General features: G+C 25.8%; 24 protein-coding genes. 1 reads left to right on the top strand and 23 read right to left on the bottom strand.

The genetic code is table 11. From position 1 onward, the window contains the following. Positions 1 to 17: 17 nt before the first annotated feature. The 11 genes from BM027_RS10665 to dapF all read right to left on the bottom strand — a co-directional run bounded on the left by BM027_RS10665 (position 18) and on the right by dapF (position 8,029). A complete protein-coding gene (locus tag BM027_RS10665; protein ID WP_090091611.1) occupies positions 18 to 398 on the bottom strand; it encodes a hypothetical protein in 381 nt (126 codons plus the stop codon). Further along, complete coding sequence (locus BM027_RS10660; RefSeq protein ID WP_090091610.1) at positions 391 to 807, bottom strand: hypothetical protein; 417 nt, start codon at positions 805 to 807, stop codon at positions 391 to 393. Before BM027_RS10660 ends, BM027_RS10665 begins: the two co-directional genes overlap by 8 nt. Next, positions 758 to 1,465: a hypothetical protein gene (locus BM027_RS10655; protein ID WP_090091609.1), complete on the bottom strand. Its 708-nt coding sequence runs from the start codon at positions 1,463 to 1,465 to the stop codon at positions 758 to 760. The genes BM027_RS10660 and BM027_RS10655 overlap by 50 nt, the downstream gene beginning before the upstream one ends. Positions 1,466 to 1,523: 58 nt before the next feature. Further along, positions 1,524 to 1,919, bottom strand: a complete 396-nt coding sequence (locus BM027_RS10650) for a hypothetical protein (protein WP_090091608.1) — start codon at positions 1,917 to 1,919, stop codon at positions 1,524 to 1,526. Beyond that, positions 1,910 to 2,350, bottom strand: coding sequence for a competence type IV pilus minor pilin ComGF (locus BM027_RS10645; RefSeq protein WP_090091607.1), 441 nt, complete (start codon positions 2,348 to 2,350; stop codon positions 1,910 to 1,912). The genes BM027_RS10650 and BM027_RS10645 overlap by 10 nt, the downstream gene beginning before the upstream one ends. Continuing rightward, a complete protein-coding gene (locus BM027_RS10640) occupies positions 2,347 to 2,784 on the bottom strand; it encodes a hypothetical protein (protein ID WP_090091606.1) in 438 nt (145 codons plus the stop codon). The genes BM027_RS10645 and BM027_RS10640 overlap by 4 nt, the downstream gene beginning before the upstream one ends. Positions 2,785 to 2,829: 45 nt before the next feature. Further along, positions 2,830 to 3,327: a type II secretion system protein gene (locus tag BM027_RS10635; protein WP_090091605.1), complete on the bottom strand. Its 498-nt coding sequence runs from the start codon at positions 3,325 to 3,327 to the stop codon at positions 2,830 to 2,832. Further along, positions 3,328 to 4,401 carry a type II secretion system F family protein gene (locus BM027_RS10630; protein WP_242943313.1) on the bottom strand — a complete coding sequence of 358 codons (1,074 nt, stop codon included), beginning with the start codon at positions 4,399 to 4,401 and terminating at the stop codon, positions 3,328 to 3,330. Next, positions 4,388 to 5,746 (bottom strand): GspE/PulE family protein, encoded by a 1,359-nt coding sequence (locus tag BM027_RS10625; RefSeq protein ID WP_090091604.1) that lies wholly within the window; start codon positions 5,744 to 5,746, stop codon positions 4,388 to 4,390. The genes BM027_RS10630 and BM027_RS10625 overlap by 14 nt, the downstream gene beginning before the upstream one ends. 360 nt (positions 5,747 to 6,106) lie before the next feature. After that, positions 6,107 to 7,111: a hypothetical protein gene (locus tag BM027_RS10620; RefSeq protein ID WP_090091603.1), complete on the bottom strand. Its 1,005-nt coding sequence runs from the start codon at positions 7,109 to 7,111 to the stop codon at positions 6,107 to 6,109. A gap of 90 nt (positions 7,112 to 7,201) precedes the next feature. Then, positions 7,202 to 8,029: a diaminopimelate epimerase gene (dapF, locus tag BM027_RS10615; protein ID WP_090091602.1), complete on the bottom strand. Its 828-nt coding sequence runs from the start codon at positions 8,027 to 8,029 to the stop codon at positions 7,202 to 7,204. 511 nt (positions 8,030 to 8,540) lie between these two features. Here dapF and BM027_RS10610 point away from each other — a divergent pair. Then, positions 8,541 to 10,274 carry an Rqc2 family fibronectin-binding protein gene (locus BM027_RS10610; protein WP_090091601.1) on the top strand — a complete coding sequence of 578 codons (1,734 nt, stop codon included), beginning with the start codon at positions 8,541 to 8,543 and terminating at the stop codon, positions 10,272 to 10,274. Positions 10,275 to 10,687: 413 nt separating this feature from the next. Here the strand turns inward: BM027_RS10610 and BM027_RS10605 are convergent, their stop codons facing one another. The 12 genes from BM027_RS10605 to BM027_RS10550 form a co-directional block, all read right to left on the bottom strand. Then, complete coding sequence (locus BM027_RS10605; RefSeq protein WP_090091600.1) at positions 10,688 to 11,848, bottom strand: THUMP domain-containing class I SAM-dependent RNA methyltransferase; 1,161 nt, start codon at positions 11,846 to 11,848, stop codon at positions 10,688 to 10,690. 70 nt (positions 11,849 to 11,918) lie between these two features. Then, complete coding sequence (gene pyrR, locus BM027_RS10600; RefSeq protein ID WP_090091599.1) at positions 11,919 to 12,476, bottom strand: bifunctional pyr operon transcriptional regulator/uracil phosphoribosyltransferase PyrR; 558 nt, start codon at positions 12,474 to 12,476, stop codon at positions 11,919 to 11,921. 38 nt (positions 12,477 to 12,514) lie between these two features. Then, complete coding sequence (locus BM027_RS10595) at positions 12,515 to 13,423, bottom strand: RluA family pseudouridine synthase (RefSeq protein ID WP_090091598.1); 909 nt, start codon at positions 13,421 to 13,423, stop codon at positions 12,515 to 12,517. Positions 13,424 to 13,594: 171 nt separating this feature from the next. Further along, the gene (locus tag BM027_RS10590; RefSeq protein ID WP_090091597.1) at positions 13,595 to 14,218 is read right to left on the bottom strand and encodes a DivIVA domain-containing protein; all 624 of its coding nucleotides are present in this window, start codon (positions 14,216 to 14,218) and stop codon (positions 13,595 to 13,597) included. Positions 14,219 to 14,231: 13 nt separating this feature from the next. Further along, positions 14,232 to 14,996, bottom strand: coding sequence for a YlmH/Sll1252 family protein (locus tag BM027_RS10585; RefSeq protein WP_090091596.1), 765 nt, complete (start codon positions 14,994 to 14,996; stop codon positions 14,232 to 14,234). A 2-nt stretch (positions 14,997 to 14,998) separates the two neighbouring features. Then, on the bottom strand, positions 14,999 to 15,265 hold the full coding sequence (locus BM027_RS10580) for a YggT family protein (RefSeq protein ID WP_090091595.1): 267 nt from the start codon (positions 15,263 to 15,265) through the stop codon (positions 14,999 to 15,001). A gap of 9 nt (positions 15,266 to 15,274) precedes the next feature. Then, on the bottom strand, positions 15,275 to 15,727 hold the full coding sequence (locus tag BM027_RS10575; protein WP_090091594.1) for a cell division protein SepF: 453 nt from the start codon (positions 15,725 to 15,727) through the stop codon (positions 15,275 to 15,277). After that, complete coding sequence (locus tag BM027_RS10570; RefSeq protein ID WP_090091593.1) at positions 15,727 to 16,401, bottom strand: YggS family pyridoxal phosphate-dependent enzyme; 675 nt, start codon at positions 16,399 to 16,401, stop codon at positions 15,727 to 15,729. The genes BM027_RS10575 and BM027_RS10570 overlap by 1 nt, the downstream gene beginning before the upstream one ends. A 102-nt stretch (positions 16,402 to 16,503) precedes the next feature. After that, entirely contained in the window at positions 16,504 to 17,235 is a 732-nt protein-coding gene (locus BM027_RS10565) for a DUF881 domain-containing protein (RefSeq protein WP_090091592.1), read from the bottom strand. Positions 17,236 to 17,247: 12 nt separating this feature from the next. Continuing rightward, entirely contained in the window at positions 17,248 to 17,586 is a 339-nt protein-coding gene (locus tag BM027_RS10560; protein ID WP_090091591.1) for a small basic family protein, read from the bottom strand. Between the two features lie 11 nt (positions 17,587 to 17,597). Then, the gene (locus tag BM027_RS10555; RefSeq protein WP_090091590.1) at positions 17,598 to 18,326 is read right to left on the bottom strand and encodes a DUF881 domain-containing protein; all 729 of its coding nucleotides are present in this window, start codon (positions 18,324 to 18,326) and stop codon (positions 17,598 to 17,600) included. A 15-nt stretch (positions 18,327 to 18,341) separates the two neighbouring features. Further along, positions 18,342 to 19,100, bottom strand: a complete 759-nt coding sequence (locus BM027_RS10550; RefSeq protein ID WP_242943312.1) for a cell division protein FtsQ/DivIB — start codon at positions 19,098 to 19,100, stop codon at positions 18,342 to 18,344. Positions 19,101 to 19,460 lie beyond the last annotated feature (360 nt).

Below are 19,460 nucleotides of genomic sequence, written 5' to 3'. Positions count from 1 at the left end.
ATCTAATATATACTTACTTACACCTCTAAATCCTTATCACTTAATTCTATTGTTAATGAACTTTTATCTTTATTATGCTCAAATTTATAATCATTTATATCGTATTCACTTAAATAAGATAGCTTTTCTAAAAGTATGTCTTTATTTCCTTGTATATTTATTTTAATATACCATTTATCATCAACTTCTTTTGCTCCTACTATATAACAATTATCTAAAGTTTGTAATTTTTTATTAAAGTCTTCTAGAGTTTTATGATTTTTACTATAAGTTACTTTTAAAGGCAATGTTGATTTAATTAATTTTTCATTTGATTTTATATAGAATATTACCATGCTTTGAAACAAAGCAACAATAATAAAAATTATAGTTATTATACCTTTGTTTCTTTTATTCATTCAACTCTACCCCTAATGTATAGTTTCCATTAGCATTAGAAATCAAGCTATTTATCTTTATATACTCATTTGATTCTATTGTTTTTAATATTTCTAAATTATTAATTTCAATCTTTCCACCATCTTGAGTAATACTAGCACATTCAATACCATCTATTATTATATTATTTATCCAAGAGCTTACATTTTCTAACTTAATTGTAGGTTCTGATACTTGTTCTATATTATTATTGCAGTTTATGGATTTATCTTTAAATTCTTGTATTTTTTCCAAAGCAATAGGAAATAATACTAAGTCAATTATTATAAATAATGCACATATTCTATTTTGTTTATTTTCTTCGTCTTGTACTTTTTGATTATAAAACTTTTTTGAAATGAAATTTTTGTTTTTTATATATTTTCTCATTTAATAAATCTCCACTATTTATACTTATTAATTCAAACTTATCAATAAAATTCTTATATATTTTTTTTGTAAAATCATATATTGCACTATCAACGTAAACTTTATTTTCTTCTTGTTTTATAGCTTCTTTTATATAAAGTTCATGTATTCTATTAAGTAAAATATCCATTTTCTTCTCTACAAATGAATAATAAAATTTTCCTTTTTTTAATGAAACATAATAATAACTTTTATCAAATTGTAAAATAAGTTTAGCATTTAACGCTTTTTTTCCTAGTAAATCTATCATTGTCTCTTTTATTATAAATTGTATTGGCTTAACTACTAATTCCTTTGCTTCTTGAGATAATATTTCTACCCTTTTTCCACCTTTTATAGAATATATAGATATCATTTTATTCTTTTTATCCTGTTCATAATGATAAAGTATATCATCGTTTTTCTGGAATTCCTTATTTAACTTGTTTTCAATAAAATTATGTAACTCTTTCTTTTTGAAATTCCCAAAGAAATGTTTTGAATATAACTCTTCTTCTAATATAATAAGTTCCCTATCTTTGCTTAATGAACTTTGAATTTCATCAAACTCATCAAATAAATATTCATTGTCTTGATAGGTAAAAGTATTGTTTTTAATTATTAATAGTGATTTACTCATAATATGCTCCTTTAATAATGAATCAAATATATCTATATTATTGACTTTTTTTTCAGTGTTATTCAATATATTTAATTTTATATGTAGGAATAAGTATTATTTTTTTATTTTTTTTAATATATTTTACTTTTCTTTCTTGTATTGGTTTCTTACAATTACGTAAATAAAATATATTTTTTTCTTTATTATAATTAAGTGTATTATTTGAATTTGTTTTTTGAAAATCTCCTTCAAAAACTTTTTCTATTTCTTCTTTATTTAACTCTTGCATGAATTCGAACAATGAATTTTTTTCTGAATTTTTCAAATTATAAATATCACCATCATGCTTATATAAATATTCCATTTCATTATTATTTTTCATCATTTTAAAAGCACAATTAGTAATAATTATTATTAATGATAATATTAATATTGTGCTTATTAAAACACTACCTCTCTTTTTTACAAACATCTGATGAAATCCTCTCCATTTTTATCAGTAACAATTATATAAATTAAATTCTCTTTATTTACAACTTTAAAGTCACTGACTTTTAATAGCAAAACATTTGTTCCCACCTCATAATTTCCACATAAGTACTTTACAACCACACAATCTTTGTCTTTTATAATTTTTTTACTTTTTAAAGTTGAATCCATATTTCTTGAAATTAATAAATAACCATCACCTACTTCTACATCTTCTATATCCTCTTCTTTTAAAATAGAGTCTAAATTTATATAAAACGATTGCATATCATTGTAGTTTATACTAATACTTTCATTTTCTATATATCCCTTATAAATTACGCTTACCATACTTATTCCCTCAAATAAAATTATCGTAGTTAAAAAAATATATATAATTGATTCAATTATTGTGAAGCCTTTTTCTTTTCTCATACATTACCCACATTTTCCATCCACCAACATTTGCTAAATGTTTTATCTATATTAACTTCATAATTTTCTTTTTTTATAAAAGTGTTAATTAGTATGATAATTTCTGAGTTTTTTTCTTCTACTAAAGAAATTTTAATATCATCTCCTTTAATAAAATCATTAACATGCTTGTATAAAAATTGTTTTGAAAAATCATGGTCAAATTTTAAACCAATCTCTTTATATCTTAATAATTCTTTAACTTCATCTATAGAAAAATTATATTTAATTTCATTCATCAAATTATAAACTGCTCTATCAACTTCTTCACTTAATTGTCTTTCTTTTAAAACATTATTATTATGAATATGAGTACTAACAGCAAAGGTTACTATTAAGCTTAACATAGCTAACGATGCTATTACTTCTATTAAAATACTTCCCTTTTTTTTCACTTTTGCATTCCTTTCTTGGTTAGTCATATTAAAAAAAATAACAAATCAGTAATTCTCAGTTTCAAGTAAAATTTTCTTATAAACATTATATTCTATTAAAAAATCATCATTATCTTTAATATCTATTAAATCTATTCCTACCCTAATAGTTATATTATGAGTTTTACTCCATTTATCTTGCACTAATATTGTTAAACCTCTTTTTATATGTCCTCTAGAACTTATATCTAAGCATTCCTTATTATAAGTCAATTTAGCTTCTTCTGGTAAAATCAATCTCTTTATTACATGACTAGAGTTTTCAAAAAATATAATTTGATTTCTGCTACTATCTATTTGAATCTCTCCTGCCATATTATTCTTTTTACAATATGCTTTAGCATAAGATAATAAATTTTCTATTTCATAAAGTGAATTTTCAAACTTTATATCATTTGATATATTTGAACTCATTTTGCTTAATGATAATGTAGCACCAAATAAAATACTTATTATAGCCATGCTTACCACTACTTCTATCAATGTAAAGCCTTTCTTTTTCATCTACCTTATGCCACTCTTTAGCGTATCAAACAAAGGTAGTATAAAAGCAATTAAAAATATAGTAATTAAACTTGCCATAAAAATAATTAAAAATGGTTGAAGTAAACTAATATATTTCTTAATATTTTTAGTCAAGTTATCTTCTAACAAAATGCTCAATTCTTTTAGTCCCTCTTCTACAGAGCCACTTTCCTCTCTTATTTTCACTATAGCAATTGTATATCTAGAGAATGCCTTAGTATCATCTACTGCTTCTGTTAATGTGTATCCCCTTAAAATGTTTTTATTAATATCACTTAACTTATCTCTTAAATACCTAAAGCTCATACCTTCTGAACAATATTTTAGTCCATAGGAAATATTAACTCCACTACTCATTATGATAGATAGAGTTAAAACCATCATATATTCAAAAAAATCTTTAACAATTTTTATATTTTTAAATGTTTGAGTTATTTTTCTTTTTGATAAATTTTTAACAATTATAACTGGTATTAATACTATCCAACAAAGTATGGAAATCGAGCTAACTAAAATATTATCTTTTAGATATTTACTGAACTTATATAACATTGAACAACTTAAAGGTGGTGTGCTTCCTATAGATATATAGATATCATAAAAGTTAGGTATTACTACTGTTATTAAAAATATTATAAGAGCAATAAGCGAAAAAAATATGAATATTGGATATGTTATTGCATTTATAACCTCTTTTCTTATAAAAACTCTTTTACTATAATAATTTTTTAAAGCATACAAGACTTCATATAATTTTCCACTATTTTCACCTATTGAAATTATACCTATAAAAAATTCAGGATATAATTCTTTAAATTCTCCAAAAGCTTTTGATAAGCTTTTTCCATCCTCTATTGATCTTAAAACCTTACTAAGGCTATTCTTATACTCTTTGTTTAAAGTAACTTCTTGAACTAAATCAAGTGCATCATTTATAGCTATTCCATCTTTATAAAGTTGCGCTAAGTTACCAGCTATTAAGCTTAGTTCCTTTGAACTTACTTTATTAAATCTCATCTGAAAAAAGTGTTTTTTTATATTAAATATTCTCACTTAATCCTTCTCCTTCTATAAATCTTAAATAATCATCATAAGGAATTTCTCCTTTTTTAAGTAAATTTTGTAGATCCTTTTTCATACTTGAATTTGATAAATAACTTTGATCACTATATAATTTTTCCATATCATATTTCTTGTTTAAAAAATATACAGAACTAACAAGCTTTCTTCCTGCGTATCCTGAATAATCACAAGATTTACATCCAATTTTTTTATATACTTTATTTCCTTTATAAAAGTTTTCATTATCCTCTTGTTTACATTCCTCACATAATGTTTTTACTAATCTTTGAGAAATAATTCCTACCACTGAATCTCTAATTAAATATGATTTAACTCCCATATCCTCTAATCTTAAATAAACATCTCTAGGAGATTTACAATGAATAGTGGTATACACTTTATGACCTGTAATAGATGATCTAACAGCAATTTTAGCTGTTTCCTCATCTCTAACTTCTCCTATCATAATAACATCAGGATCTTGCCTTAATATATTTTTTAATCCATTTGAAAAATCAATATTTAATTTTTTACTTAAGCTCATCTGATTAATATTAGGTATTAAAACTTCCACCGGATCTTCTAAAGTTGTTATATTTATACCTTCCTTGTTTATTTCTTTTAAAATTGTATATAATGTAGTAGATTTGCCACTCCCGGTTGGCCCATTTATAATGACTAGTCCATTATTTAAGGCCATAATTCTTCTAATAAGTTCTATCTTATCTTGTGAAAAACATAAATCTTCTAGTTTATAATCAAATTTTTCGCAATACAGAAGTCTTATTACTAATTTTTCACCATATACTATAGGGATAGATGAAAGTCTCAAATCATATGCACTACCATTATAATTTATAGTCATCTTTCCATCTTGTGGTTTTCGCTTCTCAGATATATCCATATTTGCTTTTAGCTTAATCTTAGAAGATAAACTTAAATACTCTGATATAGATATCTTATAAACTAGAACTAAAGTTCCATTGATTCTATATCTTACATCCACTTCCTTCTCTTTAGGTTCAATGTGGATATCACTAGCTTTTCTATCTATTGCATGATATATAAGATATTCTTCTAAGTTTTTATTATCAACTTCAAATATTAACTCTTTTAAATATTCATAATTATTTTTTGTTATTTTCTTTATTATAATATTAGTATTATAAATAAATCTTAAATAATCTTTTGCATCATCTTTAGTGTTACAGCTTAAAACTATAATACTATCGCCTTGCTCTTTCATTGGAATAACTTGATATTTTTCACATATCTTTTTATTTATCTTTCTAGCAATGCTTAAATCTATATCTCTAATTTCATATTCATTAATCATTATCTCCTCCTTACCCTTGTGCAAAATATATATAGCATCTTTGACTCATTATTTTCTTTTATACAACTTAATAATCTTTTTCATTATTAGCATTTTTCTTCTAAGTACTGCTCTAAATTTTAAAATCAGCTTATAATCCCTTGTATTTAAGCATGTTTCATTTTTAATACTCTATCCCAATTAATGTAAATGTATTCATTTGAATGTAATAAAAAAATCGTAAGGCAACTGTGGAGCTGTCGATTTTTTTAATAATATAAATTCCTAAAGAATAAAAAAAAGGTTTTAAATGTACACTTCTACAAAACTGTACATTTAAAACCTTTAATGCATATTCTAAAAAATAACAAGTTAGTATGCTTAAGTTCTATATTGTAAAAAAACATATTCTTTTGCCGTTTTTGACCTTACTGCTATTGTTCCGTCTTCTGAAAAACTATATATCGCTTCATCTTCTGAAACTCCCTTAGCACCAACAAATAAAATATTTCCATTTTCATCTAGACTCAAGCCCTTTTCCATTTTTACCATACTAGGAAAGTCAAATATTATTCTTTTAACTTTATCTGAATTTATCTTATAAAGTGAATTTGTGTCTCCATAAACTTTTCCTGTAAAATATATTGTATCATTATAAACAATCAAATCTGATAAATCCTCTATTTGATTGCTTAATTTCTTTGTTTCTTTACTTTGTTTATTTATAATCATTAATTCTTTTTGGTTTTCTAAATTTATTTGTATAAAAATAAGATCATTTTTTGATGCTTTTATAAACGATAGATATCCTCCTTCTAATTTGTAAAGCAATTCTTCTTTATTAGTATCTAAATTATAGGTAAATATTCCATTTACACCATCATCATTAATTCCATAATAAACTAAATTTTTCTCGTCATACCAATCATATAATGTTCCTGATATAGATACATTAGAATTTAATTTAACTTCATTATTATCTTTAGTAGTAACTATCTTTAATTTTAATCCTTCATCTTCCATAAAATATGATACATAATTTCCTTTAGGGGATATCTTTATGTCACTATGATTTTTATCCTTAACTTCCATTTTATATCCGTTATGTACAATATAATGTTTTTCATCCTCCATATATATATAGCTTGAACTTGCCTTATCATAAGCTACTATCATACTGTTTTGCTGAGCAGGTATATACTTTCCATCTTCATAATTATACAATTTATAGCTTCCATTTTCACTTTTTAATGCTGATCCAGAATTTAACTTTATTTCCTCTGTTACCTTAGTTATATCTTCTTTGCCAGATGAACATCCTAATAGAAACAGAGGAAAAATAATGAAAGTTAAAAACCGCAAGTACTTTTTTCTAAATTCCTTCATTTCTATCCCCTCATATTAAACATTATTTAAAACAAAATATAAACTAATATGCTAAAAATCTTTTGCTTATTTTTTTGAATGTGATTTATTTTAGATAACTAAATAACTTTGCCCCTTACAAACAAATTGAGCTGGTCCACTCATATACACTCCATCATCTAAAACTTCAATAATCAATTCTCCGCCTGGTGCTTTAACAAAAATCTTTCCATCATCTACATATCCTAAATCCTTAGCCACTACTACTGATGCACAACATCCTGTACCACAAGCTAATGTTGCTCCAGCTCCTCTTTCCCAAGTGTTAACTCTTATATGATTTTTATCATTCACTTTAACAAAATTCACATTTGTTCCTTCTTTAAACAAATTAAACTTTTCTATCTTTAATCCTTCTTTAACATCATATTCTCTATTAGTTTCAAAAATAACTGTATGCGGAACTCCCATTAATAATGTAGTCATATTGTAACTTTTATTATCTACATTAACCTCACAATTTATTAACTTATCTTTCCCATTTAAAGGTATATATTCCCCATTATAACATGGTTTACCCATATATACTCTTATATATTCTACTATATTTTCATTTAATATTATTTCAATTTCTTTAATTCCATCCCCTGTTTCAACTGAAAATTTAGTATTGTCAATAATTTTATTTTCATAAACATATTTACCAAAGCATCTTATAGCATTTCCACACATATTTGCTCTTGATCCATCTGAATTTATGATAGTCATTTTAGAATCAGCTTTATCCGATTTTCTAACAATAACTAAACCATCTGCTCCAATTCCAAAATGCCTATCACAAAGCTTTTGCGCTAATTTACATTCATCCTTTACTTCATGATTAAAATCTTCAATAAATATAAAATCGTTTCCTGCACCGTGCATTTTATAAAAATCCATTTAATATATCCTCCTATTTTTTATTACTTCAATTCAATATTCTTTAAATATATATGTTCTAATTAAGTTAATACATTTATAAACTTTTATTTAATTTTTATAATAAATTGCATCTTTAATTAACAATATCTACTTAGAATCATATATATCATAAATTTTCTATATAAGTTCTTCACTATAGTAGTTAAATCATAGTATTTATAAGTGTTCTAAAATTTATTTTAATGAACAAACTTTATTGGAACTTATATACTTTGTCATATAAATAATTATTTGCTAAGGTATCTTCAAAAAAATAGATTAACATACTGACTCATTATTTTTTGAAAATGCATAAAAATTTTAATATTGACCTTATCAAATAGTACCATCTATAACATCCTACAGCACACTGTTATATCTTAATATATCATATGAATATTTGATAATAAAGCATCTATAATGTTATACTATATTAAGGCATTATTTTCTTTAAAAATGCCTTATTTGCACTAAGAAAGGACGAATTATAATGGCACTAGATGGCATCTACTTATATAGTTTAATTGATGATCTAAAAAAATCAATATTAGATTCAAAAATAGATAAAATAAATCAACCTGAAAAAGACGAAATTATTTTAACATTGAGAAAAGAACGCAAAAATATAAAACTTTTAATATCTGCCTCTCCTCGATTTGCTAGAATTCACTTAACTAATTACGCTAAAAATAATCCTATTAAAGCACCTATGTATTTAATGGTATTAAGAAAATACATATTAGGTGGACGTATTGTAAAGTTAACGCAAAAAGATAATGATAGAATATTAATAATTGATATCGAAAATCGAGACGAATTAGGTTTTGATAGTGTTTATTCCCTAATCATAGAGATAATGAGCCGACATTCTAATATCACATTAGTTAGAAATAGAGATAATAAAGTTATGGAATCTATTAAACATATTACACCTGATATAAATACTTTTAGAGTTCTTTATCCAGGAGTTACCTATGTTTATCCACCTGATTCTCATAAATTAAATCCATTTTCATTTGAATATCAATCTTTAAATGATTTTATAAGTACTAATTCAATAGTTTTTGATGAAAATTTCTTTTCTAAGTCTTTTACAGGCATTAGTAAATTATTGTCTTCAGATTTATATTATAACATTATTAAATCAAATTCATCACCTACTAGGAAAGAAATTTATGATTTTTTTAATAATTTCATCTTTAATTTAGATAAGAATATTTCTTACAATATTTATATGAATAATTTAGGACTTTTTAAGGACTTTTATTTTTTAAAGTTAAACTCTTTAGAAAATGCTTTTTCATCAATAAAATATGATGATCCTAATATACTCATGGATGATTTTTTCTCTAAAAAAGATAAACAAGACAGACTTCACAATAAATCTACGGATCTTCAAAGACTCATTAATACAAATATAGATAGATGTAAAAAGAAATCAAAAATTCTTATTGAAACTTTAAAAGAGTGCTCTGAAAAAGACATATTAAGAATAAAAGGTGACCTTTTAACATCTTACATATATACATTTAAAAAGGGTGATACTAAAGCCTCATTATTAAATTATTATAATGAACAAGAAGAGTATATCGATATAAAGTTAGATCAATTTAAAACTCCTTCTGAAAATGTTCAAACTTATTATAAGAAATACAATAAATTAAAAATATCTGAGGAATATGCCAAATCTCAACTTGAAAAAAATAATAAAGAAGAAGAATATTTAAATTCAGTTCTTACGAATATTCAAAATGTTGAAAGTTATGATGAAATATCTGATATAAAAAATGAACTCATTGAAACTGGGTATGTGAGATATAAAAAATCAGATAAAATTAATAAAAAAAATAAAACCTCTAAGCCTCATCATTTTCATTCAAGTGATGGTATTGATATATATGTTGGAAAAAATAATCTACAAAATGATTATTTAAGTTTAAAATTTGCTAACAAAAATTATCTTTGGTTACATGCAAAAGATATTCCTGGTTCTCATGTTATTGTTGCTTCTTATGAGGTACCCGATAAAACATTAGAGGAAGCTGCAATAATTGCTGCATATTACAGTAAAGGAAAAAATTCTTCTAAAATACCAGTTGATTATACCAAAATAAAAGAGCTTAAAAAACCAAATGGTGCAAAGCCTGGTATGGTGATTTATCATACAAACAAGACCTTAATAGTTGATCCTAAAGATTTCGATAAGCTCGACCTTAATCAATAAAAATAACTACCGTTACTAAACAAAATAGGGATATGCTTTTGCTAAAAAATATTTTGCAAAAGCACATCCCTATTTCTTTATTTTTACGCTTTGTTTTAAAACCATGTTGATATTGTTATATATTGTAAAGTGGACTAAGAAGTTGATATAGGAAACTCGACTCATATTCATTCGCTGAGTAAGTTCGATCAACAAAATATAAAATTTTGGATCTCACTTAAGAACGTCTAAATGAGTATATTCCCCTTTTAGCTTGCTCCAAAGACAAGCTTTGGACAAGCAGCAAAGATGACGATACTCATTAAGAGTTCTAAAAGTCCAATTTCAATGTCCGCTTTACAAAAATATAACAATATCAACACTTTGCTAAAACATAGCCATCTTTTTAAATGCCTTATTAGTTTCTAGTATTACTAATCTATTAATTCATTAATTAATGTGTCCCCAGCATTTTTAATTTTACTATTATCAAAGTATTGATAATAGTGACATTTAATCTTACCATTATATAATTTTCTATTTTTAGTTGATTTTACTGTGAGTAATCTTTCGAAATCCTCAATTGAAGTTAAAATATTAAAATCCCAACCTTCTAGTTTCTTTTTCATAGCTCCCATATGTTTATAAAGAACATCTAAAGCTTCTTTTTCTCCAAGTCTTTCTCCGTATGGAGGATTTGATATTATAAATCCATGTTTCTTAGAACTTGAAAAGTCCATAAAGTTTCTTTCTTGGAATTCTATATACTTATCTACCCCTGCTTTTTTTGCATTTTCCTTAGCTAATTTGATAATTCTATAATCTATATCATATCCTATTATCTTTATATCTTTGTCCTTAATAGATTTTTTAGCTCCATCACGAACTATATCAAACATATTTTTTTGTTCATCTGACCATGTTTCACAAACGAAACTTCTATTTGCTCCTGGAGCAATATTTTGAGCTATCATAGCGCCTTCAATTAATATAGTTCCTGAACCACAAAAAGGATCTATTAATTCAAAATCATCTCTCCATCTTGAAATTAAAAGCATTGATGCTGCTAAAGTCTCTTTTAAAGGTGCTATTCCAGCGAGCTCTCTATATCCTCTCTTATGAAGTCCTGGTCCTGTTGTATCTATTGTTAGTGTGACTATATCCTTTAATATAGCTACTTCAATTTTATAAACTGGTCCGCTCTCACTAAATTGATCAATTCCATAATGTTCACTCATACTACTAACAACTGCCTTCTTAACAATAGACTGACAGTCTGGAACACTATGAAGTGTTGATTTTACTGATTTACCAACAACATGCATAACTCCATCTTGAGGTATTATTTCATTCCATTTTACACTTTTGGTTCCTTGGAAAAGTTCTTCAAATGATTTTGCTTCAAATTCCGCCATTTTAATTAATACTCTGTCTGCAGTTCTTAAATGAACATTTGCAATCGCTATATCCATTTCATCACCTTCAAATGTTACTTTTCCATTTTCAACCTTTAAATCTTCATATCCAAGTGCCTTTAATTCCTTTGCTGTTATGCTTTCAATACCAAAAGTACTTGTTGCAATTAAATTATACATATTCTACTCCTTTTATCTGCTATCTAACTGTTTTTGAGTGATATTCGTTTTATTCACTCTCTAGTTCTTTTTATAATTTTTCTGTTGTTTCTTCAGAATCATATATTTTTACTGAATCATCCCCATCTATCTCTGATAACATCACTTTTATAACTTCACTTTTAGATGTTGGTATGTTCTTACCTACATAATCTGCTCTAATAGGTAATTCTTTATGCCCTCTATCTATTAGTACAGCTAATTGTATTCCTTGAGGTCTATCTACATCTATAATTGCATCAATAGCAGCTCTAGCTGTTCTACACGTATATAATACATCATCAACTAAAATTATTTTTTTATTCTTTATTGTAATTCCTAAATCTAAATTTTTTACTGTAGGCTCTTTCTTTAAAGCAGTTAAATCATCTCTATATAATGTTATATCCACATATCCAACTTCTACTTTTACGCCTTCAATTCCCTCAATATAATTTGCAAGTCTTTGTGCAAGGGGATACCCTCTTCTCTTTATACCAATTAATACTATATCATCTATTCCCTTGTTTCTTTCTATTATTTCATGCGAAATTCTAATTAATGTTCTTTTTATAGCTTTGTCATCTAACAAAACAGCCTTTAAATTCATCTAATATTCCCCCTTATAACATTATATTAAAATAACTTTTAATCTTTTAACTTATGTAATATATCTTTAAAATAGTCTGGTAAATCTGTTGTGAATTCTATATACTCATTCTTAGTTGGATGTATGAAACCAAGCTTCTTAGCATGTAACATTTGTCCTCTAAGTTTAAATTTTTGTTTTTTAAATCCATAAAGCGGATCTCCTACTAAGGGATATCCAATTGATGTCATGTGTACTCTTATTTGATGTGTTCTACCAGTTTCTAAGATACATTTTATTAAGGTATATCCATCATATCTCTCAATTACTTTATAATGAGTTACTGCTCTTCTTCCGTCTTGAGTTATAGCAATCTTTAATCTATTTTTTTTATCTCGTCCCAAAGGTTTGTCAATTGTTCCAGATTCATTTTTTAGTCTTCCTTCAACCAATGCATAATACTCTCTTTTCATAGAATGATCTTTTAATTGTTCAGCAAGTTTATTATGAGCTTCATCATTCTTAGCTACTACTAGAACTCCTGAAGTATCCTTGTCAATTCTATGTACTATTCCAGGTCTTATAATTCCATTTATACTAGATAAATCATTACAATGAAATAATAGTGCATTAACTAAGGTTCCATTATAATTTCCTGGCGCAGGATGAACCACCATTCCTTGAGCTTTATTTACAACTATTATATCCTTATCTTCATACAATACATCTATATCTATATCTTCTGCATCAACGCTTAAAACTTCTGGTTCTGGTATATTTATTTCAATTTCATCAAGGGCTTTTAATTTATAATTACTTTTAACTAATTTAGCATTTACATTAATATTTTTTTTTTCAATAAGTCCTTGAATAAAGGAACGAGATTTATCCTTAAAAGTTTCACACAAATACTTATCTATTCTAATTCCTTCTTCTTTTTTATCAACTATTAAAACAGTTTTTTCCATAAACTAATACCCTTTCTATGCATATTCTCTCAACATTATAATATAATACCTTCTATTACTCAACATATATATTGTACCTTATCTTTATAGATTAAAAAATACCTTTAAAACGTAATTTAAAATTACAGTTTAAAGGTACTTTCCTTTAAGGCATATTAAAGATATACACTGTTATTCTTGAGCAAAGAAACTCTTTATTTCATTTATATCTTCAGCAATTGATTTTTTATCATAATCAATTATATTTTCATCACATATTTCAATATCTTTTTCTTGTATATTAATGTTTTTTTCTTGTATTTCTTCAACTTCTTCTATTGGATCAGAAACATTATAATTCTTAATAAAATCCTTTTCTAAATCATCGAAAGTTTCAAGTTGAGTATTCATAAAATTTCTATACTTAGCTCTAAATTTAATAAATTCTTGTTTTACCTTTTCATACTCATCGTTTATTGAAATCACATCATTATGAGATTTATCAAGAACTTTTTTAGCTGTTTCATTTGCATTTTTAAGAATAAGTTCTGCTTCCTTTTGTGCAGAACTCTTAGCTTGTTCTGCTGCATTCTGTGCAAGTACTAATGTATTTTGAATAGTAGTTTCAATTTTAGCATAGTGCTCAACTTTTTCATTTATATTAGTTAGTTTTTCTTTCAAATTTGAATTTTCCTTATATAACTCTTCATAGTTATCAACTATTTGATCTAAAAATTCATCAACCTCTTCTGTATTATAACCCCTTAATCCTTTTTTAAATTCCTTATTAGTTATGTCCATTGGTGTTAATTTCATACTCTCACCTCAATTATGTATATTTTTTTATAATCATTTTATATTTTCCACTTTTACTATTTCCAATAACATTTCCTATAATAAATTTTCCGGTTCCTTTTATAGTAATTCTTTCTTCTTCTTTAACTTCATAGCTCTTATCTTTAACTTTTGTATAATCTATCAAAATTTGTCCTTGGTCTATTAACAATTGGGCTTTTGCTCTAGATAACTTAGTTATTTTTGAAACAATCCCATCAATTCTTAATGAAGAGATTAAAATAATTTCTTCTTGTAATCTAATGTCAGGAAACTCTACCCCTTCTTCAATTTCTGTTATACTACAGGGGGTTTTTCCTATTTTATCTACATTATATAACAAAAAATTAATTATATCTTCATGTACAGGTAAATAACAAACATTATTTACTACTAGTAAATCACCTATTTTGTTTCTTTCAATTCCTAATGATAAAATTCCGCCTAAAAAATCTCTATGTTGTAAAATTGAAAATTTAGATTTACTTTCAATTTTAACTAATTTCATAGGGAAAGGACTTTCATATATATTATTAAAAGAAATCATTCTTCTTTCTGCATTTTCAAAAAGTCCTTTGCTCTCTACCTTAAATCTATTAGTTGTACATTTTTTTTGAAACCACTTCCATACATTAGGTGTATAAAAATATTTTCCAAAAACAGGAATATCTTTGTCCAAGGCTAACATATATTTTTCATATAGGTTTAATGCATCTGCTCTATCTTCTTCTCCAAAATATTTAACTATCTGCTCTTTCATATTTAACGTATAATATTTAAAATTAAACTTTTAATTATATCCATAGCAATAATTGCAAAAATTGGAGAAAAATCTATTTGCATATCTGGCATAAACTTATATTGTATTCTTCTAAACGGTTCTAATACAGGGTAAGTAAAGCTACTTATTAGTTTTATAAAATCATTTTGTTTTCCCGGAGATATCCAAGAAGATACACATTCTATCAGTATAGCGAACTCTAATATTCTAAAGAGCGTACTAATAAAATTAGCAATAATAAATGACATATTTTCCTCCTACTTTGACCAATTAAATAAGGCCTTTGAACTTAATTCATTTTTTAATTCATTAGTTACTTCAACATTTGAAGGGGAAAGAATATATACACCTTTTTCTATTTGTTGTAATTCTCCTCCTAGTGCATAACAAGATCCACTTATAAAATCTAATAATCTTTGAGCAATTTTTGTTTCTAATAATGTAGTATTTACTAATACTATTCTTCTATTTTTTAATGCTTCACAAATTTCAGTTGCTTCTTCATAGTCAACTGGCTTAGTAATTGTTACTTTTGTAGCTGAAGATGTATGAATATTAACAACCTTACCATTTTTCTTATTTGTAATAACAGGCTCTATCATATCTTCTAATTCTTCTTCTTCGCCATCTTCATAGTCGTCCTCATAATCTTCATATTCCTCGTCTCCCAATCCTAAAAATGACTTAACTTTAGTTAACATGTTACTCATTACTTTTCTCCTCCTACATTATAATTTCTTTTCCCAAATACTCCCTGTCCAACTCTGACCAAAGTAGATCCTTCTTCTATTGCTATTTTAAAATCTTGTGTCATTCCCATCGAAAGTATTTCCATATTAATATTTTTATAGTCTCTTTTTTTAAGATACTCAAATATTCGCTTTGTCTTTTTAAAGTATTCTCTGTTACTCTCATCGTCTCCCTTAGGGATGATAACCATAATCCCCTTAACTAAAACATTATGACATTTTTCAACAGCATCTATAATTTCAGATAATTCTTCTTCTAGTATTCCACTCTTACTTTCTTCTCTTCCAATATTGATTTGAATTAATGTTTTTGCTACTTTATTAGCTTTTCCAAAAACTCTCTCAATTTCATTTAAGAGTTTAATGCTAGATAAAGAATGGATTAAATATACTTTATCAACTAAGTACTTAACCTTATTACTTTGAAGCTGTCCTATAAGATGCCATCTTACATCATTGTGAAAATGTTCTACTTTATTAAGAAGTTCTTGAACTTTGTTTTCTCCAAAGTCCCTAATTCCTGATTGATATGCTTCTTCTAAATCCTCTATAGGTTTTGTCTTAGAAACAGCTAAGAGTTCTACTCCTTCAGGAATTTCCATCCTTAATTTATTTATATTATCTTTAATACTCATAGCCTACTCCCTCTTTTTAATGCTTATTTCCCATCCTAAATATATTATTCTCTATAAAAGTCAAATTTCCTTCAAGAAAATAAAGAGAATTTGATTTTTATTTTAATTATCTTCTTTTCTCTTCATAAACTTAACATTGCTATCAGCTGTAGTTGGAGGCATTATAATTGCATCCTTTTCTTCAATTTCTACATATAATTTTCTAATCATAAGCGTTTTAACATGACTTCCTTCTTCAAGTAATGCTGTTTTTAATTTTTCAGTATCTCCAATAGCATAAATATTAAACGGTGCTGATTCCATTTTATTATCCTCAAATCCCAAAAATGCCCAGTTGCATATTACTCCAGTCCAAGGTACTATCCTATGATTATTAACACTAATTGCTTCTGCACCAGCTTTGCGTAGTTCATTTAAAACTAATGCCATATCATTATCATGAAAAATTTTATTATCTGTTTCATATTGAGTGTCTTCTTGTAAATTAATATTTCCATCATTTATCTTTAATACTATTCCTGGTCCTTGAACTTGACTTAATCCTGTAAATAATCCATAATCAATTATTTGAGCCTTCATATCCTGAAGGATTTTTTCATTTTTCTTATCTTCCTTCGTATATTCATTAATTTTATCCTTAGTTTTAATATTATTTTCTTTTAAGCTTCCTATTTCTTTGTATAAGCTAGCCCTTTCCTCTATTGCATTTTGATATTGTTTAGCATTCAGTTGTGCAAAAGACTGAATTTTTCCGATATCAAAATTTGTTGATATTAAAATTCCTAAAACTATACTTGCAAGGAAAACAAAGAAAAATTGCTTATTGTTATTCACAACTTCACCTCTTTAGCGTGATTTAACTTTTTCTAATAGGAGTCTTCTTATTATTGCAAAATTATTAAATATTCTTCCCCCAAAAACTATTACTGCGGCTATGTATATTGGTATTCCCAGCTTATCACCTAAGTATGCCAATCCTGCTGCAAGTAGTGCGTTACCAAAAAAACCTGATATGAATATATCTGCTTGAAAGTTTTTTGATAGATTAGCTCTAATAGCACCAAAAACTGAATCTAAGCATGCAAGTATAGCTACAGACATATATGGTGAAAAAGTTTCTGATATGTTAACATCAAATACAAAACCTAATATTATTCCTATTAATAATCCAATTATTGCAATCAACTTTAATCCCCCTATTCCTTCACTGCTTTAATAAATTCACTTTTTATTGATTGTGTTGTCTTTCCAATTAATATGTCATCATTTAATTTAACTTCGCAATTATAATTTTGAAGCGCTCTATACTCTAAAGATCCCGGAAACGATATTCCTACATTTAATCTTCCTTTTTCACCAATAGCATTTATAACAATTTTATCCTTAGCATATATTTTTCCTGATGATCCTACTGCTATCCCATTTCCTGCAATCTTTATTCCTGTTTGTGGGGTTATTCTAATATCATTTATTGAAATTGCTTCTGCACCTGAGTACCAAAGTAAATTTACTATATGAACCAATTCATCTTCTCCTAAGTCCCTACTATTATCCCCTGGATTTGATGAGAAAATTGAAATTTTAGGGGTTATTGTTACTACTATACCTGGTCCCTTAACATCAACTATCCCTAAATGCATTCTAGCATTATCAAGCTGATTTTTTATTTCTTTTCCTAAATCGCCATCTTTTGCAGCAGATTCTTCTATTTTCTTAAGTTCTTCAGATAAGGTAGTATTAGATTTTTTAAGTTCTTCTTTTTCTTTTTTAATGCTTTCAATTTCTGAGATAATATTATTTTTATCATAATTGCTAATTTCATTTTGATTTCCTTTATTAGATAATACTTTAAACTGATATGCTAATAAGAAACCTAAAAGTGCACATACAAGAGCTACAAAAATTTGTGATTTAGATACCTTCATTGTTGCCTACCTTCCCTATTCCTTATAATATATTGGTGATCCATCAAAACTTACATCTATATATCCCTTAGTAATTCCAGTTTCTGGATTTGATACAATATGAAGTATTTTGTTCATTTTATCAAGTATATTTTCATCATTTCCTAGTCTTCCTTCTATGTCTCCTATATATACTTTAATATCTGTTAAATCCTTAATGTCGATACAACTAACATTATATCCAGTTGGATTATTTTTCACAACATTGTAAAAGTCCTCTAAAATGTTACGAATCCTATAATCTTCTAATACTGTATTTCCTATTTCTGATTCTTGAAAATCAATTCCAGTTACTTCCACTAAGTTTCTTCCTTGTATATCATCTGTCTTTTCTAATAGAATCAACTTATTATTTAATATAAATTTACTTTTCCCTTGATTTACATAATAAATTCCTTCTTTTTCTACTATGTTTATATTAATTTGCTTTGGATATTGTTTACTTACCTTTACTTCATCTACATATGGATTTTTTTTTGCTTCTTTTATTAAATCATCTTTTTTAACGAAAAAAATATTTTCTCCAATTATTCTCTCACATCTTTTTTTTACATCATCACCTGTTATTATTGGATTTCCAGTAATAGCTACTTTTTTAACTATAAAAAAATTTGATTTTGTAATAAATAATACCACTGCCATAACAAAAAAAAGGAATATAATCAATAACTTCTTTATAAATTTTTTACGTTGTGCTTTTAAAATATATTTATTTTCTTTTTTTATCATACACATCCCTATTTCTCTATATTTTTATATCTAAATAAATATTTAAGCACATGAAAGAAAATAATATACCAAAACTCGTCGTCTATTATTTTTTTAAATGTGCCTTATTTACAAAAAAGTATTTAAATAGCCTTTTTTCTACTAAAAGTACCTTTTAGTATACTTATATCATTTTAATTAATATTGTAAATACCTTATCTAATAATACCACTTTGTCAAAATATTTTCATCAATTTTTTAATAGATTTTACATAAAGAATCTCTAAATAAATAACTAACAAGAAAATTTAGATAAAATTAAAGCCATAGTCTTTAAAACTATAGCTTTAAAATTCTCTTATATTCAAAAATAACAAGTCAATATAT

This window comes from Clostridium uliginosum, assembly GCF_900112485.1.
In the GTDB taxonomy this organism is placed as follows: Bacteria; Bacillota; Clostridia; order Clostridiales; family Clostridiaceae; genus Clostridium; species Clostridium uliginosum.
The sequence above is the reverse complement of the archived record's forward strand: the minus strand, read 5'-3'. Positions and strand labels throughout refer to the sequence as shown.

What these genes read in the sequence shown, in the direction of transcription:
- BM027_RS10625 (WP_090091604.1), bottom strand. Translation starts at nt 5,746, where the DNA reads ATGATTAATGAATATGAAATTAGAGATATAGATTTAAGCATTGCTAGA.
- BM027_RS10645 (WP_090091607.1), bottom strand. Translation starts at nt 2,350, where the DNA reads ATGAGAAAAGAAAAAGGCTTCACAATAATTGAATCAATTATATATATT.
- BM027_RS10570 (WP_090091593.1), bottom strand. Translation starts at nt 16,401, where the DNA reads ATGAGTATTAAAGATAATATAAATAAATTAAGGATGGAAATTCCTGAA.
- BM027_RS10610 (WP_090091601.1), top strand. Translation starts at nt 8,541, where the DNA reads ATGGCACTAGATGGCATCTACTTATATAGTTTAATTGATGATCTAAAA.
- pyrR (WP_090091599.1), bottom strand. Translation starts at nt 12,476, where the DNA reads ATGAATTTAAAGGCTGTTTTGTTAGATGACAAAGCTATAAAAAGAACA.
- BM027_RS10585 (WP_090091596.1), bottom strand. Translation starts at nt 14,996, where the DNA reads ATGAAAGAGCAGATAGTTAAATATTTTGGAGAAGAAGATAGAGCAGAT.
- dapF (WP_090091602.1), bottom strand. Translation starts at nt 8,029, where the DNA reads ATGGATTTTTATAAAATGCACGGTGCAGGAAACGATTTTATATTTATT.
- BM027_RS10655 (WP_090091609.1), bottom strand. Translation starts at nt 1,465, where the DNA reads ATGAGTAAATCACTATTAATAATTAAAAACAATACTTTTACCTATCAA.
- BM027_RS10660 (WP_090091610.1), bottom strand. Translation starts at nt 807, where the DNA reads ATGAGAAAATATATAAAAAACAAAAATTTCATTTCAAAAAAGTTTTAT.
- BM027_RS10555 (WP_090091590.1), bottom strand. Translation starts at nt 18,326, where the DNA reads ATGAAGGTATCTAAATCACAAATTTTTGTAGCTCTTGTATGTGCACTT.
- BM027_RS10550 (WP_242943312.1), bottom strand. Translation starts at nt 19,100, where the DNA reads ATGTGTATGATAAAAAAAGAAAATAAATATATTTTAAAAGCACAACGT.
- BM027_RS10575 (WP_090091594.1), bottom strand. Translation starts at nt 15,727, where the DNA reads ATGAGTAACATGTTAACTAAAGTTAAGTCATTTTTAGGATTGGGAGAC.
- BM027_RS10620 (WP_090091603.1), bottom strand. Translation starts at nt 7,111, where the DNA reads ATGAAGGAATTTAGAAAAAAGTACTTGCGGTTTTTAACTTTCATTATT.
- BM027_RS10595 (WP_090091598.1), bottom strand. Translation starts at nt 13,423, where the DNA reads ATGGAAAAAACTGTTTTAATAGTTGATAAAAAAGAAGAAGGAATTAGA.
- BM027_RS10665 (WP_090091611.1), bottom strand. Translation starts at nt 398, where the DNA reads ATGAATAAAAGAAACAAAGGTATAATAACTATAATTTTTATTATTGTT.
- BM027_RS10580 (WP_090091595.1), bottom strand. Translation starts at nt 15,265, where the DNA reads ATGTCATTTATTATTGCTAATTTTATTAGTACGCTCTTTAGAATATTA.
- BM027_RS10635 (WP_090091605.1), bottom strand. Translation starts at nt 3,327, where the DNA reads ATGAAAAAGAAAGGCTTTACATTGATAGAAGTAGTGGTAAGCATGGCT.
- BM027_RS10605 (WP_090091600.1), bottom strand. Translation starts at nt 11,848, where the DNA reads ATGTATAATTTAATTGCAACAAGTACTTTTGGTATTGAAAGCATAACA.
- BM027_RS10650 (WP_090091608.1), bottom strand. Translation starts at nt 1,919, where the DNA reads ATGTTTGTAAAAAAGAGAGGTAGTGTTTTAATAAGCACAATATTAATA.
- BM027_RS10590 (WP_090091597.1), bottom strand. Translation starts at nt 14,218, where the DNA reads ATGAAATTAACACCAATGGACATAACTAATAAGGAATTTAAAAAAGGA.